We start from the raw sequence: 15,850 nt of genomic DNA on the forward strand, positions 1-15,850 counted from the left end.
GGGTTGTGAGCCGTCGCCGTCGCGAGCCTGAAGAACACGTCAACCATGAACGCTGGCTGGTGTCCTACGCGGACTTCATCACCCTGCTGTTCGCGTTTTTCGTGGTGATGTACTCCATCTCGTCGATCAACGAAGGCAAGTACAAAGTGATTTCCCAAGCGCTGATCGGGGTGTTCAACGACGCCGACCGTTCGCTCAAGCCGATTCCCATCGGCGAAGAGCGGCCCCGCACCGTGACCCCGGCCAAGCCGCTGGTCAACGACAGCGATGAGACCGCCGCCGGCGTGGGCGGAACCAGCGACCCGTTGAAAAGCATCGCCGATGACATCAGCGCGGCGTTTGGCGACCTGATCAGTTCCAACCAGATGACCGTGCGCGGCAATGAGTTGTGGGTCGAGATCGAGCTGAATTCCAGCCTACTGTTCGCCAGCGCCGATGCGATGCCCAGCGACCAGGCGTTCACCATCATCGACAAAGTGGCGGCGATCCTTAAGCCGTTCGAGAACCCGATTCACGTCGAAGGCTTTACCGACAATATTCCGATCAGCACCGCGCAGTACCCCACCAACTGGGAACTGTCCTCGGCCCGCGCGGCGAGCATCGTGCGCATGCTGGCGATGCAGGGTGTGAACCCCGGGCGCCTGGCGTCGGTGGGCTATGGCGAATTCCAGCCAGTGGCCAATAACGCCACGCTGGAAGGGCGCGCGCGCAACCGTCGGGTAGTGCTGGTGGTGTCGCGCAACCTGGATGTGCGCCGCAGCCTGACCGGCACCGGCACCGCCAATGCAACACCGGATGCGGCCTTGAGGCGTGCTGGCACACAAACTGCACCGCCAGCGGTTAAGCCGCCGGTGGGTCAGAGTGCCGTCAATTCTCCGTCACCGGCTCAATAACGTTATGCAATGTCTCGGTCGCGCCTGTGCCTGCCGGGAGGAATCATCCGAATGAGAGTCTGGGCAGTTGCCAATCAAAAAGGTGGAGTCGGCAAGACCACCACCTCCATCGCTCTGGCCGGTTTGCTGGCCGAGGCGGGCAAGCGTGTGGTCGTGGTGGACTTGGACCCCCACGGCTCGATGACCAGCTATTTCGGCTACGACCCGGATGCGCTGGAACACAGCTGCTTTGACCTGTTCCTGCACAAGGGCAACGTGCCTGGCGACCTGCCCGGGCAACTGCTGTTGCCCACCAGCAATGAGAGCATTTCCCTGCTGCCTTCCAGTACCGCGCTGGCCACCCTTGAGCGTCAGTCGCCAGGGCAGAGCGGCCTGGGCCTGGTGATTGCCAAGACCCTGGCGCAACTGTGGCAGGACTTTGACTACGCCATTATCGACAGCCCGCCGCTGCTGGGCGTGCTGATGGTCAACGCGCTGGCCGCCAGCCAGCAACTGGTGATCCCGGTGCAGACCGAGCACCTGGCTGTCAAAGGCCTTGAGCGTATGGTCAGCACCCTGGCGATGATCAATCGCTCGCGCAAACAGCCGCTGCCGTTCAGCATCGTGCCGACCCTGTTCGACCGCCGCACCCAGGCGTCGCTGGGCACCCTGCGGGTATTGCGCGACGCCTACCCGGACACCATCTGGCAAGGCTACATTCCGGTGGATACGCGCCTGCGTGACGCCAGCCGCGCAGGGCTCACGCCGTCGCAGTTCGATGGCAAGAGTCGTGGCGTGATGGCCTACCGTGCGTTGCTCAAACACTTGCTGTCCCAGCAACTCGTGGCGCAGGTGGCATGATGAACCGTCCTGTCGAACTCAAGACCAAGACCCGGCCGCAACTGGCCCTGGAATCCTACCTGGATGCCCTGTTGCAGGAAGCCACCGATGAGGTGCTGCCGGAACCGATTCTGGTGCTGGAGCCGGTGGTTGAGCCCAGCAGTACGCTGGATGAATTCCAACTGGCGGTGCTGGAAGAGCAGGCCCGAGACGCCCGGATCGTAGCGCCGATTGTCGCGCCGGTCGTACCCGTAGTGGCGGAGCCTGTGGCGGCGGAACCGTTGGTGGCGGCGCCCGTGGTGATCGAGCCGGTGGTGGACGTGCACCTGCCGCCGAGCATCACGCCGCCGTCGGTGAGCGGCGATGACCGTCCGGCGTGGGCCGCCGAGCCTTTCGAATGCCTGCTGTTCGATGTCGCCGGGTTGACCCTGGCGGTGCCGCTGGTGTGCCTGGGTTCGATCTACTCTTTGGAAGGTCACGAGCTGACGCCGCTGTTCGGCCAGCCGGAGTGGTTCCTCGGCATCCTGCCCAGCCAGGCCGGCAACCTCAAGGTATTGGACACTGCGCGCTGGGTGATGCCCGACCGCTACCGCGACGATTTCCGCGAGGGCCTGCAATACGTTATTTCCGTTCAGGGCTACGAGTGGGGGCTGGCGGTGCATCAGGTCAGCCGCTCGCTGCGCCTGGACCCGAACGAAATCAAATGGCGCAGCCACCGGGGCCAGCGGCCTTGGCTGGCCGGCACCGTGATCGAACACATGTGCGCGTTGCTCGACGTCGCCGAACTGGCCGAGTTGATCGCCAGCGGCGCCGTCAAGTCGATGCCCGGTAACAAACGCAGTTGATTGAACACGCCGGCCGCACGGGTGTGCGGTTGGCGAATGAAGCACACACGCCGTATCCAACGGCATTTGAAGGGGTCATGGGTATGAATATGTCAGCATCTGCACAAAAAGGCTCGGACGATCCGATTCTGCAATGGGTAACCTTCAAGCTGGACAACGAGACCTACGGTATCAACGTGATGCGTGTGCAGGAAGTGCTGCGCTATACCGAGATCGCCCCGGTCCCGGGTGCTCCTAGCTACGTGCTGGGTATCATCAACCTGCGTGGCAACGTGGTGACCGTGATCGATACGCGCCAGCGTTTCGGCCTGGATACCGCCGAAGTTACTGACAACACGCGCATCGTCATCATCGAAGCCGACAAGCAAGTGGTCGGTATCCTGGTCGATAGCGTCGCCGAGGTGGTCTACCTGCGCCAATCGGAAGTGGAAACTGCGCCGAACGTGGGCAACGAAGAGTCGGCCAAGTTTATCCAGGGCGTGTGCAACAAGAACAACGAACTGTTGATTCTGGTTGAGCTGGACAAAATGATGAGCGAAGAAGAATGGTCGGAACTGGAGAGCATTTGATTGTTCCTTGAGGTCGCGGTGATCGTCCTGGCCCTGTTGTGGGCCGGGACCCTGGGTTTTCTGCTGCGCTACATGGCTCGGCAGCGCGAATTGGCGTTGCAGCAGGCCGAGCGCGATGCGGTGCGTGACCGACGCATCGTGGAGCTGGTTAAGCGCGTCGACCATTACCAAAAGAGTGCCGTGCGGGTCGGGGATGAGGTGCATGAGCTGCGCGCGATCCTCGCACCGATGCCCGACAAGCTGGAGCAGTTGGAGCAGCGCGATCCTGCCAACCTGTCGTTTGCCCAAGCGGCAAAGTTGGTGGGGATGGGCGCGACGGTGGATGACCTGACCCAGTCGTGCGGCTTGACCCAGGCTGAGGCGCAGTTGATGAGTAAGTTGCATAAGAGCTGATTGCCATCGGTGGTACGCCGTTATGAGTCGTCGTGTTTGCGACGGATAGCGCTCTGCCGCCCAATTAATTTCCAATCCCACTGACTTTTTTCTCCTCTGCCAAGGTCCACATCCTTCAAGCACCTTTGAATCAGGAGATTCCCTGCATGAGCACCCCCAAGGCACTGTTGATCCTCCACGGCAAGCAAGCCCTCAACGAGGACGTGCGCAGCGCCGTGCTGGCCCGGCGTGAGCAGGGTTGGGAGTTGGCGGTGCGGGTGACGTGGGAGGGCGGTGATGCACAGCGTCTGGTCAGGGAGGCCCTCGAAGACGGTTATACCCACATCATTGCCGGCGGCGGCGACGGCACCTTGCGCGACGTGGCTGAAGCGATGGCCCAGGCCAAAGCCGATGCCAGCCTGGTGCTGATGCCCCTGGGCACCGCCAATGATTTCGCCAAGGCCGCCGGCGTACCGCTGGAGCCGGCCCAGGCCCTGGCGCTGCTGGATGTGGCGCCGCGGGCGATCGACCTCGGCCAGGTTGGCGGGCAGATTTTCCTCAACATGGCCACCGGCGGTTTCGGCAGCCAGGTCACCGCCAATACCTCCGAAGACCTGAAAAAAATCCTCGGGGGGGCGGCGTACCTGTTTACCGGTCTGACGCGTTTCAGCGAGTTGAAGGCCGCCTATGGGGAGTTGGAAGGCCCGGGTTTCCAGTGGAAGGGCGAGATGCTGGCGCTGGGTATCGGCAACGGTCGCCAGGCCGGCGGCGGGCATGCGCTGTGCCCGGAGGCGATGGCCGATGATGGGTTGCTCGATGTCAGTATCCTACCGGCACCCCAGGAAGTGGTCGGTACTTTGCGCGAACTGATGAGCAATGGCTGGGGCCTGGACAACATGTTCGTCCGCGCGCGGCTGCCCTGGGTGCAGATCAAAAAGGCCGAAGGGCTGTACATCAACCTGGATGGTGAACCGCTCCAGGGCGACGACCTGCGTTTCGAAGCCCTGCCCAAGGCCTTGCGCGTGCATTTGCCGCTGGGTTCGCCCCTAGTCGTCCAGGCTGATGATCTGCTCGCGCACCGCGAATAGCACCAGCCCCGCCACGTCGAATATCTGCAAGCGCTTCATGATTTGCGAACGGTGAGCTTCCACGGTTTTGATGCTCAGGCCCAGGCCGTGGGCGATCTCACGCGTGGACTTGCCGCGCACGATCAGGCGCAGGATTTCCAACTGCCGTGCCGTGAGTTTGTGGCCGTAGCCGGACGACGCAGTGGGCCCTTGGCTGCGTACCAGCGCCTGGTTGATCACGGTATGGGCGATCGCCGGGCTCAGGTAGCGCTCGTTATTGCACAGGGCTCGCAGGGCGTGTTCCAGCTCGTTGGCCGTGGTGTCCTTGAGCAGGTAGCCATGGGCGCCGGCCTCCAGCGCGCACATGATCAGTTGCGGGTCGGTGTGCATCGACAGGATCAGCACCTTGCAGCGCGGGTAGGCGGCCTTGAGTTGCTGCAAGGCGTCCAGGCCGCCGGTGTGCTTCATCGACAGGTCCAGCAGCACCATGTCCGGTTGCAATGCGTGGAACTGCTCAAGTAACTGTGCCCCATCGTTGGCTTCGCCGATCACGGTGTAGCCGGGAATATCCTGGATCAGGGCACGCACGCCGGCCCTGATCAGTGCATGGTCATCCACTAGAAGTAATGTGCAGGTCACTCGAGAACCTTAGGGGAGTTGGCCCGTTCGAGGGCGCGCGGCGCCCAGGGAAAAAGTGCGTCGATGCGCGTGCCTTGCCCGGGCTGGCTGCTGACGGACAGCGTGCCACCCAGTTGTTCGATACGTTCGACCATGCCTGCCATGCCTCGCTGACCTTCACGGGCTGGGTTGCTCGCCGGCGCGAAGCCACGGCCGTCATCGCGAATTGTCAGCGATAACCCTTCGGGCAGGCGTTGCAGACGCACCAGCAGGTTCTGGGCCTGGGCGTGGCGCAGCATGTTGGTCACCGCTTCCTGGGTAATGCGAAACGCCGCTACGGCCATTTCTTCCGGGATGCCGGTGAGGCGTTGTCGGCATTCCAGGCTCCAGTGAACGGGGCTGTTTTCCAGGGTTTTGAGTAGGTGCGCGCGCAGGCTGGCTTCCAGGCCCAGGCTGCTCAGTTGCCGGGGGTTGAGGATGGCAGACACATCGCGCACCTTGGCCAGGGTTTCGTTCAGGGTATTGCACAGCATCGTGCATTGGTCTTGCAGGTCATCCGGCAGGCGACGCTTGAGCCATTCGCTCTGCAGTTTGGCGGCGGTGAGCAGTTGGCCGATATCGTCGTGCAGTTCACGGCTGAGGCGATGGCGTTCGTTTTCCTGGACCTGCAACAGACGATCGGCCAATTCCTGGGGCTGGAAGCGGATGGATTTGCGTGAGCGCCATTGTTGCAGACCCACCACCATCAGGGTGGCCAGGTTGAGCAGCAACACCGTCAGTGGCAATGGCGCGGACTCGCTGTAGGCCCACAGACTGATCAGCAGCGAGGCAAGGCACAGGCCAAGGGTCAGGCGGCGAGCATGGCTGCGGGGCACGGACCTGGCGAGGAGTGACTTGAGGCTGGCGTACATAACGGATGGAGCCAATGAAGGTTCGCTGCGGGAAGTCCGGTCACGTCTGACGGGGCTCAGTCTGGCGTGCGTGGCCGAATCGTTTATATACAGGAAGTTGAATGACTTCGAGCGACGCATAGTAACACCCCTGTAACCGTTGGTCGCCTGACACCGTGCTGTGCCGACCAATTAAACGAGGGGATGTAGTGGGTGATATCAGCGTATGAAGCATGGGAAGTTTTACTATTTAAACGAAGTTGTAACGTTAATGGACGTTATAGGTGATGGAATCGTTAACGCCTGTCGTTTTTAGATAAGTCGCGTTGCGAAATACGACCTGCCAATCGCTCAAGAGGCGTGATGCAAACGTTGCTGCGGTTTATAGGTGAAGCCCTTTTGCGGGATTTGCAGGCTGACCGTCGCAATCAACGTGGTTTGCTCGGTTTCATCCAACGCCAACTGACCGGTTTTGGTGTCGATCAGTTCTAATTGCCAGGCCAGTAAAGTCAGGCAGTCATGCAGCGCCTCCAGCGCCTGGTCGTGCAATTGCAACGGGTTTTCAGCGTTGGCAATCAGGCCGTGGATATGTCCGGAAAATTCGCTGATGGCTTGCAGCGCCAAGGTGTCCGCCTGTTCCGCGAGTCGGGCGAGGCTGAGTGTCATGCAGTCGATGGCGTCGCTGTCGTTACGAATCAGATGCAGATGGCTCAGGCATTCCTCTGACCGGTTCAACAGTTTTTCAGCCTCCAGCAGAAACGCCGAAAGTGCGAGCTGCCACTCTTTACCGTCGTTCATCATGCAAGTCTCCACAATATGGAATCGGGCGATGAGATGTCGCTGCGGGTCAATGGCTTAAAGCTAGCGCTGAAATATTGCTCTTGCTTGTAGGTTACTTCTGAGCTTTTGGTAGGAAGTTTATTGAAATGACGGCAAGGGCGCTGCCAAGCCCTTGTGAGCAGGCCCAGTTGCACACCTTCATTTGCCGCGACGTAAATGTCTGGAACACCCAGCGGGCGAGGACGTGAGATGGCAAACAAAAGCCTGACTCCATTCATGCAATGAGAATGGCGTCACATTAATGGCTATTAGATATTGCGAATATCAGGTTGGACCTGATTGCGCATAGGGGAATCCCTTACAAGCGGGAACTTTGCGTCGATTTGTGTGTCGCGCAATGCCGTCTTGCCCGCTTATGAAGCAGCGCGGCCAGTAAAGCATGATGTCAGTGTGACATCAATTAATTTACGTGGCATTTTAACGGGGTCAAGATCTGGCGCTTGCCGCCGATAAACAGCTTAGTGAACTGCACAACCCCTACGCGCAGCACTTACCCGCGCATATCAGGAGCTTCCAATGGCCGGCATTCTCGACACGGTAGATCAACGCACGCAACTGGTGGGTGAGAATCGCCTGGAGATCCTCATGTTTCGCCTGGCCGGGCGGCAGTTGTTCGCCATCAACGTGTTCAAGGTGCAGGAAGTCCTGCAATTGCCCAAGCTCACGCTGATGCCCCAGCGCCATCCGTTTGTGTGTGGCGTGGTCAACCTGCGCGGCCAGACCCTGCCGGTGATCGACCTGTCCCAAGCCATCGGCATGCGCCCGCTGGTGCCGGGCCCGAACAGCACCATCATCGTCACCGAGTACAACCGCTCGGTGCAGGCGTTCCTGGTGGGCGGTGTGGACCGCATCGTCAACATGAACTGGGAAGCCATCCTGCCGCCTCCGACCAGCGCCGGTCGCCAGCATTACCTCACCGCCATCAGTAAGGTCGACGACCAGTTGGTGGAAATCATCGACGTGGAAAAAGTCCTCGCCGAGATCGTGCCGTACAACGCCAAGGTCTCCCGGGAAAAACTCGAAGACCCAGTGCTCGAACGCGCCCGTGGCCGCGAAGTGCTGCTGGTGGACGACTCCAACGTGGCGCTGTCGCAGCTGCGTGACACCCTCGGCCAGTTGGGCGTGAAAATGCACATCGCCAGTGATGGCCTCAAAGCGCTGAACATGCTCAAGTCGTGGGCCGACGCCGGTCACGTGATGACCGACAAACTATTGATGATCTTCACCGACGCCGAAATGCCGGAAATGGACGGCTACCGTCTCACCACCGAGATCCGCAACGACCCGCGCCTGCGCAAACTGTATGTGGTGCTGCACACCTCGCTGTCTGGCAGCTTCAACGAATCGATGGTGAAGAAGGTCGGCTGCGACAATTTCCTGTCCAAGTTCCAGCCTGACAAACTGGTGGATGTGGTGCGCCAACGACTGATGCTGGACGAACAGTCGGCTTGACCTTAGGGTGATGGGCTTCGCCCCTCAGGAATGCAGGCCCATGCTCCGTCTCAGCGCGTTGTACCGTTACCCCTTGAAATCCGGCAAGGCCGAATCGTTGCAACACAGCGGCCTGGATAAGCTCGGGTTGGACGGGGATCGACGCTGGATGCTGGTGGACGAGGCCAGTGGCCGCTTCCTGACGCAACGCGCCGTCACCAAGATGAGCCAGCTGTCGGCCTTGTGGAACAGCGCCGGCGGCCTGACCCTGAGTTCGCCTGGCTATACCTCCCTTGACGTCGCATTGCCCGATGAAGACGCTGCGTTGCGCGGCGTGACCATCTGGCGCGACACCCCGCGCCTGCCGGATGCCGGCGACGCAGCCGCCGCGTGGGTCAGCGAGTTTGTCGGCGCGCCGACCCGGTTGGTGCACATGCCGCTCAAGCGGGCGCGCACCACTCAGTCCGGTTATGGCCGCGACGATGACCAGGTGGCGCTGGCCGACGGTTATCCCTTGCTGCTGATCGGCCAGGCCTCCCTGGAAGACCTGTCCGAGAAGGTCGGCCGCCCCATGGAGATGCTGCGCTTTCGCCCCAACCTGGTGATCGAAGGCGCCGACGCGTTTGCCGAAGATGGCTGGAAGCGCCTGCGCATCGGCGACGTGGAGTTCCGGGTGGTCAAACCGTGCGCGCGCTGCATCCTCACCACCATCGACCCGCGCACCGGCGAACGCAGCGCCGACCGTGAACCCTTCGCCACTTTGAATGGCTACCGCAAGACCGAGGATGGCGCGATGTTCGGCCAGAACCTGGTCAACGATGGCGTGGGTCATCTGGAAGTCGGCATGCCGGTGACGATCCTCGAATAATCCATCGCCCATAAAAAATGCCCGTCTCCTTCTAGGAAACGGGCATTTTTTTGCCTGGCTGAAACCTTAGCCGCGGTATTCGCACAGGTAAGCGGTGTCGACCTCGACCTTCAGCTGGAATTTGCTGTTGGCCGGTACGTTGAACTGGCTGCCGGCGGAGAAGGTCTGCCACTCGCTGGCATCCGGCAGTTTCACGGTCAGCGCGCCGGAGACGACGTGCATGATTTCACGCTGGGCAGTGCCGAACTCATATTCACCCGGGGCCATCACACCGATGGTCGCCGGACCTTCAGCGGTGCCGAACGCGATCGACTTGACGGTGCCGTCGAAGTACTCGTTGACTTTGAACATGGGCGAATCCTCGGAAAAAGTTGCCTTCCCTGTCGAAGCGAGGGCAGCGTTATGGAAAAGGTTGGCCAGTATGCCCAAGCCTTGCGAGGCTGCCTAGACCGGTAAAATCAGCGGTAGCAGGCGGGCAGTGTTGCGCGCGTCTTCCAGTGCCCGGTGCTGCTGGCCATGGAACTGCATCCCCGCCAGTTGCAGCGCGCCGTTGAGCCCCAGCGGCTTGTCCAGGCGTCGGGCCTTGGCGAAGCGCTGCTTGAGGTTGATATGGGGCGTGTGGGCCAGGGCGCTGTCCAGGCCATGGCGCTGCCACTCCAGTTCCAGTTGCTGGCGGTCGTAGTCGCCCCAACTGGCCCAGCCTTCCAGGCGCGTACGATGCTGGCCCAGCCAGCGTTCGAACAGCGGCCACACCTCGTTCAACGGGGTTGCCGCGTCGATATTGGCCTGGGTGATATGGGTAAGCTGGCGGCAGAACGGCGTCAGCAACGGGCGGCGCTGCGGGCGCACAAAGCGCTGGAAATGATCCACTTCGCGGCCCTGGCGGTTGACCAGGCTCGCGCCGATCTCGATGACTTCCATTTCCGTCACGGGCCAGCCGCCTTCATCCGTCGTGGCTTCAAGGTCAATAATCAGCCAATAAGGCATGGTGCAGGTTCCCGTACTCTTCCCGTCCTGGGGGATAGAGCGTAGACGGCCCGTGTAGTTCCGCGCTGTTTTTTCCAGGAGAGCCAGGGTTTATTCGATCTCCAGCAGAATCTGGCGATTGCGAACCTGATCGCCCGTCATCACCTGTATGCCCTTGACCACGCCCTCAACCCCGGCCTTGAGCGGATGCTCCATCTTCATGGCCTCCAGCACCAGCAGCAGTTGGCCTTTGCGCACACGGTCACCGACGCCCACACACACGTCGACGATTGCCCCATCCATCGGCGCCTTGAGCGTACCGCTGCCGGCGTCGTCCTGGCGCTGGGCAACCTGCTGGGTCACGTCGACCACCGTCAGCCCCGGCAGCCACAACCGGCTGCCATCAAGGTGATAGGCGAGGCGGCGACGAATGCCATCGATGACCAGGGTGAAGTGGCGGTCGTCGAGCCCGAGCGGCCGGATATCGATGCCGTTGATGCAAAGGGCGTTATCGGCCGACACGCTGACGCTGATCCCGTGCACCCTGTCGTTGACCAGCAAGCGATAAGCTCTGGGCGTCGTGGCGTTGTTGCACCAGCCCGACAGACCGGAGCCATGCCGCGCGGCACTGTGCTGGTAGAACAATGCGGCGGCGACGGCTAATTGTTCGTCAGTGGCCGGGTAGGGGGCGATCGCGTTGAAATACCGGGGGATAAACCCAGTGCTGAAGTCCCCGCGTACAAAGTCCGGATGTTCAAGTACCTCGGCCAGCAGCCGTTGATTGCTGGTCACCCCCAGCAGCAGCGTGTCTTGCACCGCGCGCAGCAGTTTGCGCCGTGCTTCTTCGCGGGTGGCGCCGTGGGCGATGATCTTGCCCAGCATCGCGTCATAGAACGGGCTGATGGGCTGGCCTTCCAGCACGCCGTGGTCAACCCGTACAGCGGCGGCCGGTTGCCAGCGCAGCACGTCGCCGGTCTGCGGCAGGAAGCCCTGGGCCGGGTCTTCAGCGTACAAGCGCACTTCCATGGCATGCCCGGTCAGGGTCACGTCGGCTTGGGTCAGTGGCAGTGGCTGGCCGGCGGCGACCTGCAGTTGCCAGGCCACCAGGTCGAGCCCGGTGATCAGCTCGGTGACCGGGTGCTCCACTTGCAGGCGGGTGTTCATTTCCAGGAAGTAAAAGCGCCCGTCGCGGTCGAGCAGAAACTCCACGGTGCCGGCGCCCACGTAGTTCACCGCGCGCCCAGCCTTGAGCGCGGCCTCGCCCATGGCCTGGCGCAGGTCGGGCGTCATCACTGGGCAGGGCGCTTCTTCGATGATTTTCTGATGGCGGCGTTGCACCGAGCAATCGCGCTCGCCCAGGTATATCAGCTGGCCGTGACGGTCGCCGAACACTTGGATTTCGACGTGACGCGGCTCGATCAGCGCCTGTTCCAGAATCAGCTCGGCGCTGCCGAAGGCGTTGAGCGCTTCGGAGCGTGCCGTACGCAATTGCGCCAGCAATTGATCCTGTTGATGGACCAGGCGCATGCCACGCCCACCGCCGCCGGCGCTAGCCTTGATCATCAACGGGTAGCCGATGCGTTCGGCGTGGCGTTGCAGGGTGGCGTCATCCTGATCGGCGCCCTGGTAGCCCGCAATGCACGGCACGCCGGCCTCCAGCATGGCCAGCTTGGACAGGCGTTTGCTGCCCATCAGCTCGATCGCTTCGGCGCTGGGGCCGATAAAGGTAAGCCCGGCGTGTTGGCAGGCGCGGGCGAAGTCGGGGTTTTCCGAGAGAAAGCCGTAGCCGGGGTGCACCGCGTCAGCGCCGGTTTTATGCGCGGCATCGAGGATCGCCGGGATATTGAGGTAGGACAGCTGCACCGCGGCGGGGCCGATGTGCACGGCTTCGTCGGCCATCTGCACATGCAGGGCGTCGGCGTCGGCATCGCTGTATACCGCCACGGTGCGATAGCCCAGGGCCTGAGCCGTGCGCTGGATGCGACAGGCGATCTCGCCGCGATTGGCGATCAGGATTTTGCTGAATGTGGGCATTGGAAGGTCCCTTGGTTATGCGCTGTTTGGTCTGGCCTTATCGGGGGCGAGCCCCCTCCCACATTTGGAACCAGTCCCCGGGGCTGGCGTCATTTGCACCAACCAGGCTTGCGCTTGTGTACAAAAGCCTGTGTCCCCTCAATGCCTTCTGCACTGGCCACCGCCTCGGCAAACCACTGCGCCGCTTGATCCAACAACGGTTCCAATGGCTGCTCGACGCTGGCCAGCAACAAGGCTTTGGTTCTTGCATTGGCCTCCGGCGCGCATTGCAAGACCTGGCCCAGCACCTCATCCACACGCTCGGCCAGGGCCTGGGGGTCGCGCTCGACAAAATGCACCAGGCCCAAGCGTTGCGCTTCCACGCCATCAAAGCGTGCGGCGGTCAGCGCCAGCCGCCGCGCCTGGGTCAGGCCGATGCGCTTGACCACAAACGGTGCGATCTGTGCCGGCAGTACCCCCAGGCTGGTCTCCGGCAAACCGAACTGTGCCTGGTGATCGGCAATCGCAATGTCGCTTACGCAGGCCAGGCCGAACCCGCCGCCCAGCACGGCGCCTTGCAGCACCACGATCACCACGCGTGGTGTGGCTTGCACCTCTTGCAGCAAGGTGCCGAATGCGCGGTTCAGCGCCTGCAATTGATCGCCCGCACTGACCAGATCCTTCACGTCGGCCCCTGCGCAAAAGTGCCCGCCCGCGCCGCTGATCACCACGGCACGCACCTGGCTGTCGAGCTGCGCCAGCACCGTGCGCAGTTCGTTGACCATCTGCAGGCTCATGGCGTTGCGGCTCTGTGGGCGGTTGAGGGTGATGTGCAGCACACCGTTGTGGGCTTCCAGCAACAGGGTGTTCATGGCTTTTTCCCCGGCAAGGTGCCCATCAGTTTGCAGATGATGCCCAGCATGATTTCGTCGGCGCCGCCGCCAATCGACACCAGGCGCACATCGCGATACGCCCGCGCCACCGGGTTGTCCCACATAAAGCCCATGCCACCCCAGTATTGCAGGCAACTGTCGCTGACTTCGCGGCCCAGGCGCCCGGCCTTGAGCTTGGCCATGGAGGCCAGCCGCGTCACGTCCTGGCCTTTGATGTACTGCTCGGTGGCCTGGTACACCAGTGCGCGCAGGCATTCGATTTCGGTGGCCAGTTCCGCCAGGCGAAAGTGGATCACCTGGTTGTCGATCAGTGCTTTGCCGAAGGTGTGGCGTTCCTTGCAGTAGGCGATGGTGCTGTCGATGCAGTACTCCAGGCCCTTGATCATATTGGCCGCGCCAAACAGGCGTTCTTCCTGGAATTGCAGCATTTGCATCATGAAGCCCGCGCCCTCCTGACCAATGCGGTTGCGTTGCGGCACGCGCACGTTGTCGAAGAACACCTGGGCCGTCTCGGAGCTGTGCATGCCAAGTTTTTCCAGGGGCGGGCTGAGGCTCACGCCGGGGGTGTTCATCGGCACCATGATCAGCGACTTGTTGATGTGCGGTTTGTCGTCGGAGGTGTTGGCCAGCAGGCAGATAAAATCGGCGCTGGGGGAGTTGGTGATCCACATTTTGCTGCCGTTGATCACGTAATCGCCGCCATCCTTGCGCGCGTGGGTCTTGAGCCCGGCCACGTCGGAACCGGCGCCGGTTTCCGAGACGCCGATGCAGCCGACCTGTTCGCCGCTGATGGCCGGGCGCAGGAATTCGTCGCGCAGCTCGTCGGAACCGAAGCGGGCGAGGGCGGGGGTGCACATATCGGTCTGCACGCCGATGGCCATGGGGATGCCGCCGCAAAGGATGGTGCCGAACTCTTCGGCGGCCACAATCGAGTAGCTGTAGTCCAGGCCCATGCCGCCGAAGCGTTCCGGTTTGGAAATGCCCAGCAGGCCGAGGTCGCCGGCCTTGCGGAAAACCTCGTGGATGGGAAAACGCCCGGCTTTCTCCCATTCGTCCACATGGGGGTTGATCTCGCGGTCGACGAAGGCGCGCACGGTGCGGCGCAGTTCCTGATGTTCCTGGGTGAAGATCATTTTTATTGTTCTCCTGTTAGAAACGCGCCACACCGAAGCTGTTCGGCTGTAGCTGTCGAGCCTCGGCCTCATGGCAGATATCCAGCACAAACCCCAGCACGGTGCGGGTATCCCGTGGATCGATCAGCCCGTCATCCCACACATTGGCGCTGCCGTAGAGCGCGGTGGATTGGCTGTCGAGTTTCTGTGCGGTGACCTGCTCCAGCATGTCCAGCACCTTTGGGTCGGGCACCAGGCCGTCCTTCAACTGCTTGGCCTCGGTGACGATACGCAGCACCTTGCCCGCCTGCGCACCACCCATCACAGCGGTGCGGCTGTTTGGCCAGGCGAAGATAAAGCGCGGGTCCAAGCCGCGACCGCACATTGCATAGTTGCCGGCGCCATAGGAACCGCCAACCACCACCGTGAGTTTAGGCACCCGTGCGTTGGCCACCGCCTGGATCATCTTCGCGCCGTGCTTGATCACCCCTTGCTGCTCCGACTCGGTGCCGACCATAAACCCCGTGGTGTTGTGCAGAAACAGCAGCGCCGTGCGGCTCTGGTCGCACAGTTGGATAAACTGCGCGGCCTTGCTCGCGCCCTTGGGCGTAATCGGGCCGTTATTGCCGATCACTCCCACCGCGTGGCCGTGAATATGCAGGTGGCCGCACACCGTGTGCGGGTCGAACTCGCTTTTGAATTCGAGGAACTGCGAGCCGTCGGCCAGGCGCGCGAGGATTTCGCGCACGTCGTAGGGTTTTTTGGCGTCAGCGGGGATCAGCCCGAGCACCTCGTCGATGGGGTACAGCGGCTCGGCGAAGGCACGCGACGGCGTCGGCGGCAGGTGCGCGTTCCACGGCAACAGGCTGACGATCTCACGCACGATGCGCAGGCCGTCGGCATCGTTTTCTGCCAGGTATTCGGCGGTGCCGGCTACGTGCGCGTGCATCTGGGCACCGCCTAATTCCTCGTCCGTGGCCACTTCACCGGTGGCGGCCTTGAGCAGCGGCGGCCCGGCGAGAAACAGTTTGGCCTTGCCGCGCACCACCACCACGTAATCTGACAACCCAGGCTGGTAGGCACCGCCGGCCGTGGCCGAGCCGTGCACCACGGTGATCTGCGGCAAGCCCATGGCCGACATGCGCGCCTGGTTGGCAAAGCTGCGTGCGCCTTCAACGAAAATCTCGGCGGCGTAGTTGAGGTTGGCGCCGCCGCTCTCGGCCAGGCTCACCACCGGCAGTTTGTTCTCCATGGCGATCTGTTGCAGGCGCAGGGATTTCTTCAAGCCCGAAGGGGAAATGGTGCCGCCCTTGATCGCACTGTTATTGGCCACCACCAGCACCCGCACACCGCTGACGTAACCGATGCCGGCGATCAGGCCACCGCCGGCGGCGCTACCGTCCTTGTCATCGTGCAGCTTGTAGCCGGCCAGGCTGGCCAGTTCCAGGAACGGCGCGCCTGGGTCCAGCAACGCACTGAGGCGCTCGCGCGGCAGCAACTGGCCGCGCTGCTCGAACTTGGCCTTGGCTGTCTGAGCCTTGTCGAGCAGGGCATTTTCCAGCTGGCGCAGGTGCTCGATGCTGGCGAGCAGCGCCGCGCGGTTCTGGGCGAACGCCGGGCTGTGCGGGTCGATCTGGCTGATTATTGTCGGCAT

At 62.2% G+C, this 15,850-nt stretch carries 17 protein-coding genes; 8 read left to right on the plus strand and 9 right to left on the minus strand.

Annotated elements, in window-relative coordinates; genetic code table 11:
- Positions 1-5 precede the first annotated feature (5 nt).
- The 6 genes from motD to yegS all read left to right on the plus strand — a co-directional run bounded on the left by motD (position 6) and on the right by yegS (position 4,586).
- Complete coding sequence (motD, locus tag ACFZPT_RS14240) at positions 6-893, plus strand: flagellar motor protein MotD (protein ID WP_034099453.1); 888 nt, start codon at positions 6-8, stop codon at positions 891-893.
- A 51-nt stretch (positions 894-944) separates the two neighbouring features.
- Complete coding sequence (locus ACFZPT_RS14245) at positions 945-1,733, plus strand: ParA family protein (protein WP_034099451.1); 789 nt, start codon at positions 945-947, stop codon at positions 1,731-1,733.
- Positions 1,733-2,557 carry a CheW domain-containing protein gene (locus ACFZPT_RS14250; RefSeq protein WP_379555406.1) on the plus strand — a complete coding sequence of 275 codons (825 nt, stop codon included), beginning with the start codon at positions 1,733-1,735 and terminating at the stop codon, positions 2,555-2,557. Before ACFZPT_RS14245 ends, ACFZPT_RS14250 begins: the two co-directional genes overlap by 1 nt.
- 83 nt (positions 2,558-2,640) lie before the next feature.
- Entirely contained in the window at positions 2,641-3,126 is a 486-nt protein-coding gene (locus ACFZPT_RS14255) for a chemotaxis protein CheW (RefSeq protein WP_370694733.1), read from the plus strand.
- The gene (locus ACFZPT_RS14260; protein ID WP_034099447.1) at positions 3,127-3,519 is read left to right on the plus strand and encodes a DUF2802 domain-containing protein; all 393 of its coding nucleotides are present in this window, start codon (positions 3,127-3,129) and stop codon (positions 3,517-3,519) included.
- A gap of 146 nt (positions 3,520-3,665) precedes the next feature.
- Entirely contained in the window at positions 3,666-4,586 is a 921-nt protein-coding gene (yegS, locus tag ACFZPT_RS14265; protein ID WP_034114718.1) for a lipid kinase YegS, read from the plus strand.
- Here the strand turns inward: yegS and ACFZPT_RS14270 are convergent.
- The 3 genes from ACFZPT_RS14270 to ACFZPT_RS14280 all read right to left on the minus strand — a co-directional run bounded on the left by ACFZPT_RS14270 (position 4,545) and on the right by ACFZPT_RS14280 (position 6,874).
- Entirely contained in the window at positions 4,545-5,204 is a 660-nt protein-coding gene (locus ACFZPT_RS14270) for a response regulator transcription factor (protein ID WP_034099442.1), read from the minus strand. The genes yegS and ACFZPT_RS14270 overlap by 42 nt on opposite strands.
- The gene (locus ACFZPT_RS14275; protein ID WP_034114716.1) at positions 5,201-6,094 is read right to left on the minus strand and encodes a sensor histidine kinase; all 894 of its coding nucleotides are present in this window, start codon (positions 6,092-6,094) and stop codon (positions 5,201-5,203) included. The genes ACFZPT_RS14270 and ACFZPT_RS14275 overlap by 4 nt, the downstream gene beginning before the upstream one ends.
- Positions 6,095-6,424: 330 nt before the next feature.
- A complete protein-coding gene (locus ACFZPT_RS14280; protein WP_177449820.1) occupies positions 6,425-6,874 on the minus strand; it encodes a hypothetical protein in 450 nt (149 codons plus the stop codon).
- Between the two features lie 555 nt (positions 6,875-7,429).
- On the opposite strand from ACFZPT_RS14280, the gene ACFZPT_RS14285 reads away from it, so the two are divergent.
- Together ACFZPT_RS14285 and ACFZPT_RS14290 are read left to right on the plus strand one after the other, a co-directional pair.
- Positions 7,430-8,365 (plus strand): chemotaxis protein CheV, encoded by a 936-nt coding sequence (locus ACFZPT_RS14285; protein ID WP_034099439.1) that lies wholly within the window; start codon positions 7,430-7,432, stop codon positions 8,363-8,365.
- A gap of 40 nt (positions 8,366-8,405) precedes the next feature.
- Positions 8,406-9,212 (plus strand): MOSC domain-containing protein, encoded by an 807-nt coding sequence (locus ACFZPT_RS14290; RefSeq protein ID WP_034114714.1) that lies wholly within the window; start codon positions 8,406-8,408, stop codon positions 9,210-9,212.
- 66 nt (positions 9,213-9,278) lie between these two features.
- Here the strand turns inward: ACFZPT_RS14290 and ACFZPT_RS14295 are convergent, their stop codons facing one another.
- The 6 genes from ACFZPT_RS14295 to ACFZPT_RS14320 form a co-directional block, all read right to left on the minus strand.
- Positions 9,279-9,563, minus strand: coding sequence for a pyrimidine/purine nucleoside phosphorylase (locus ACFZPT_RS14295; RefSeq protein ID WP_034099437.1), 285 nt, complete (start codon positions 9,561-9,563; stop codon positions 9,279-9,281).
- A gap of 93 nt (positions 9,564-9,656) precedes the next feature.
- Complete coding sequence (locus ACFZPT_RS14300) at positions 9,657-10,199, minus strand: exonuclease domain-containing protein (RefSeq protein ID WP_379555402.1); 543 nt, start codon at positions 10,197-10,199, stop codon at positions 9,657-9,659.
- Between the two features lie 90 nt (positions 10,200-10,289).
- On the minus strand, positions 10,290-12,212 hold the full coding sequence (locus ACFZPT_RS14305) for an acetyl/propionyl/methylcrotonyl-CoA carboxylase subunit alpha (protein ID WP_034114712.1): 1,923 nt from the start codon (positions 12,210-12,212) through the stop codon (positions 10,290-10,292).
- Positions 12,213-12,301: 89 nt separating this feature from the next.
- Positions 12,302-13,063, minus strand: coding sequence for an enoyl-CoA hydratase/isomerase family protein (locus tag ACFZPT_RS14310; RefSeq protein WP_034099432.1), 762 nt, complete (start codon positions 13,061-13,063; stop codon positions 12,302-12,304).
- The gene (atuD, locus tag ACFZPT_RS14315; protein WP_034099430.1) at positions 13,060-14,217 is read right to left on the minus strand and encodes a citronellyl-CoA dehydrogenase; all 1,158 of its coding nucleotides are present in this window, start codon (positions 14,215-14,217) and stop codon (positions 13,060-13,062) included. The genes ACFZPT_RS14310 and atuD overlap by 4 nt, the downstream gene beginning before the upstream one ends.
- 16 nt (positions 14,218-14,233) lie before the next feature.
- Positions 14,234-15,850, minus strand: coding sequence for an acyl-CoA carboxylase subunit beta (locus tag ACFZPT_RS14320; RefSeq protein ID WP_034114710.1), 1,617 nt, complete (start codon positions 15,848-15,850; stop codon positions 14,234-14,236).

This window comes from Pseudomonas sp. MD330_10 (genome assembly GCF_042610415.1).
In the GTDB taxonomy this organism is placed as follows: Bacteria; Pseudomonadota; Gammaproteobacteria; order Pseudomonadales; family Pseudomonadaceae; genus Aquipseudomonas; species Aquipseudomonas rhodesiae.

Bases quoted from the DNA above. Each gene is read 5' to 3' on its own strand.
- ACFZPT_RS14275 (WP_034114716.1), bottom strand. From the start codon at position 6,094: ATGTACGCCAGCCTCAAGTCACTCCTCGCCAGGTCCGTGCCCCGCAGC.
- ACFZPT_RS14320 (WP_034114710.1), bottom strand. From the start codon at position 15,850: ATGCCGACAATAATCAGCCAGATCGACCCGCACAGCCCGGCGTTCGCC.
- ACFZPT_RS14255 (WP_370694733.1), top strand. From the start codon at position 2,641: ATGAATATGTCAGCATCTGCACAAAAAGGCTCGGACGATCCGATTCTG.
- ACFZPT_RS14295 (WP_034099437.1), bottom strand. From the start codon at position 9,563: ATGTTCAAAGTCAACGAGTACTTCGACGGCACCGTCAAGTCGATCGCG.
- ACFZPT_RS14250 (WP_379555406.1), top strand. From the start codon at position 1,733: ATGAACCGTCCTGTCGAACTCAAGACCAAGACCCGGCCGCAACTGGCC.
- yegS (WP_034114718.1), top strand. From the start codon at position 3,666: ATGAGCACCCCCAAGGCACTGTTGATCCTCCACGGCAAGCAAGCCCTC.
- ACFZPT_RS14310 (WP_034099432.1), bottom strand. From the start codon at position 13,063: ATGAACACCCTGTTGCTGGAAGCCCACAACGGTGTGCTGCACATCACC.
- ACFZPT_RS14290 (WP_034114714.1), top strand. From the start codon at position 8,406: ATGCTCCGTCTCAGCGCGTTGTACCGTTACCCCTTGAAATCCGGCAAG.
- ACFZPT_RS14300 (WP_379555402.1), bottom strand. From the start codon at position 10,199: ATGCCTTATTGGCTGATTATTGACCTTGAAGCCACGACGGATGAAGGC.
- ACFZPT_RS14280 (WP_177449820.1), bottom strand. From the start codon at position 6,874: ATGATGAACGACGGTAAAGAGTGGCAGCTCGCACTTTCGGCGTTTCTG.
- ACFZPT_RS14245 (WP_034099451.1), top strand. From the start codon at position 945: ATGAGAGTCTGGGCAGTTGCCAATCAAAAAGGTGGAGTCGGCAAGACC.
- ACFZPT_RS14285 (WP_034099439.1), top strand. From the start codon at position 7,430: ATGGCCGGCATTCTCGACACGGTAGATCAACGCACGCAACTGGTGGGT.
- atuD (WP_034099430.1), bottom strand. From the start codon at position 14,217: ATGATCTTCACCCAGGAACATCAGGAACTGCGCCGCACCGTGCGCGCC.
- ACFZPT_RS14305 (WP_034114712.1), bottom strand. From the start codon at position 12,212: ATGCCCACATTCAGCAAAATCCTGATCGCCAATCGCGGCGAGATCGCC.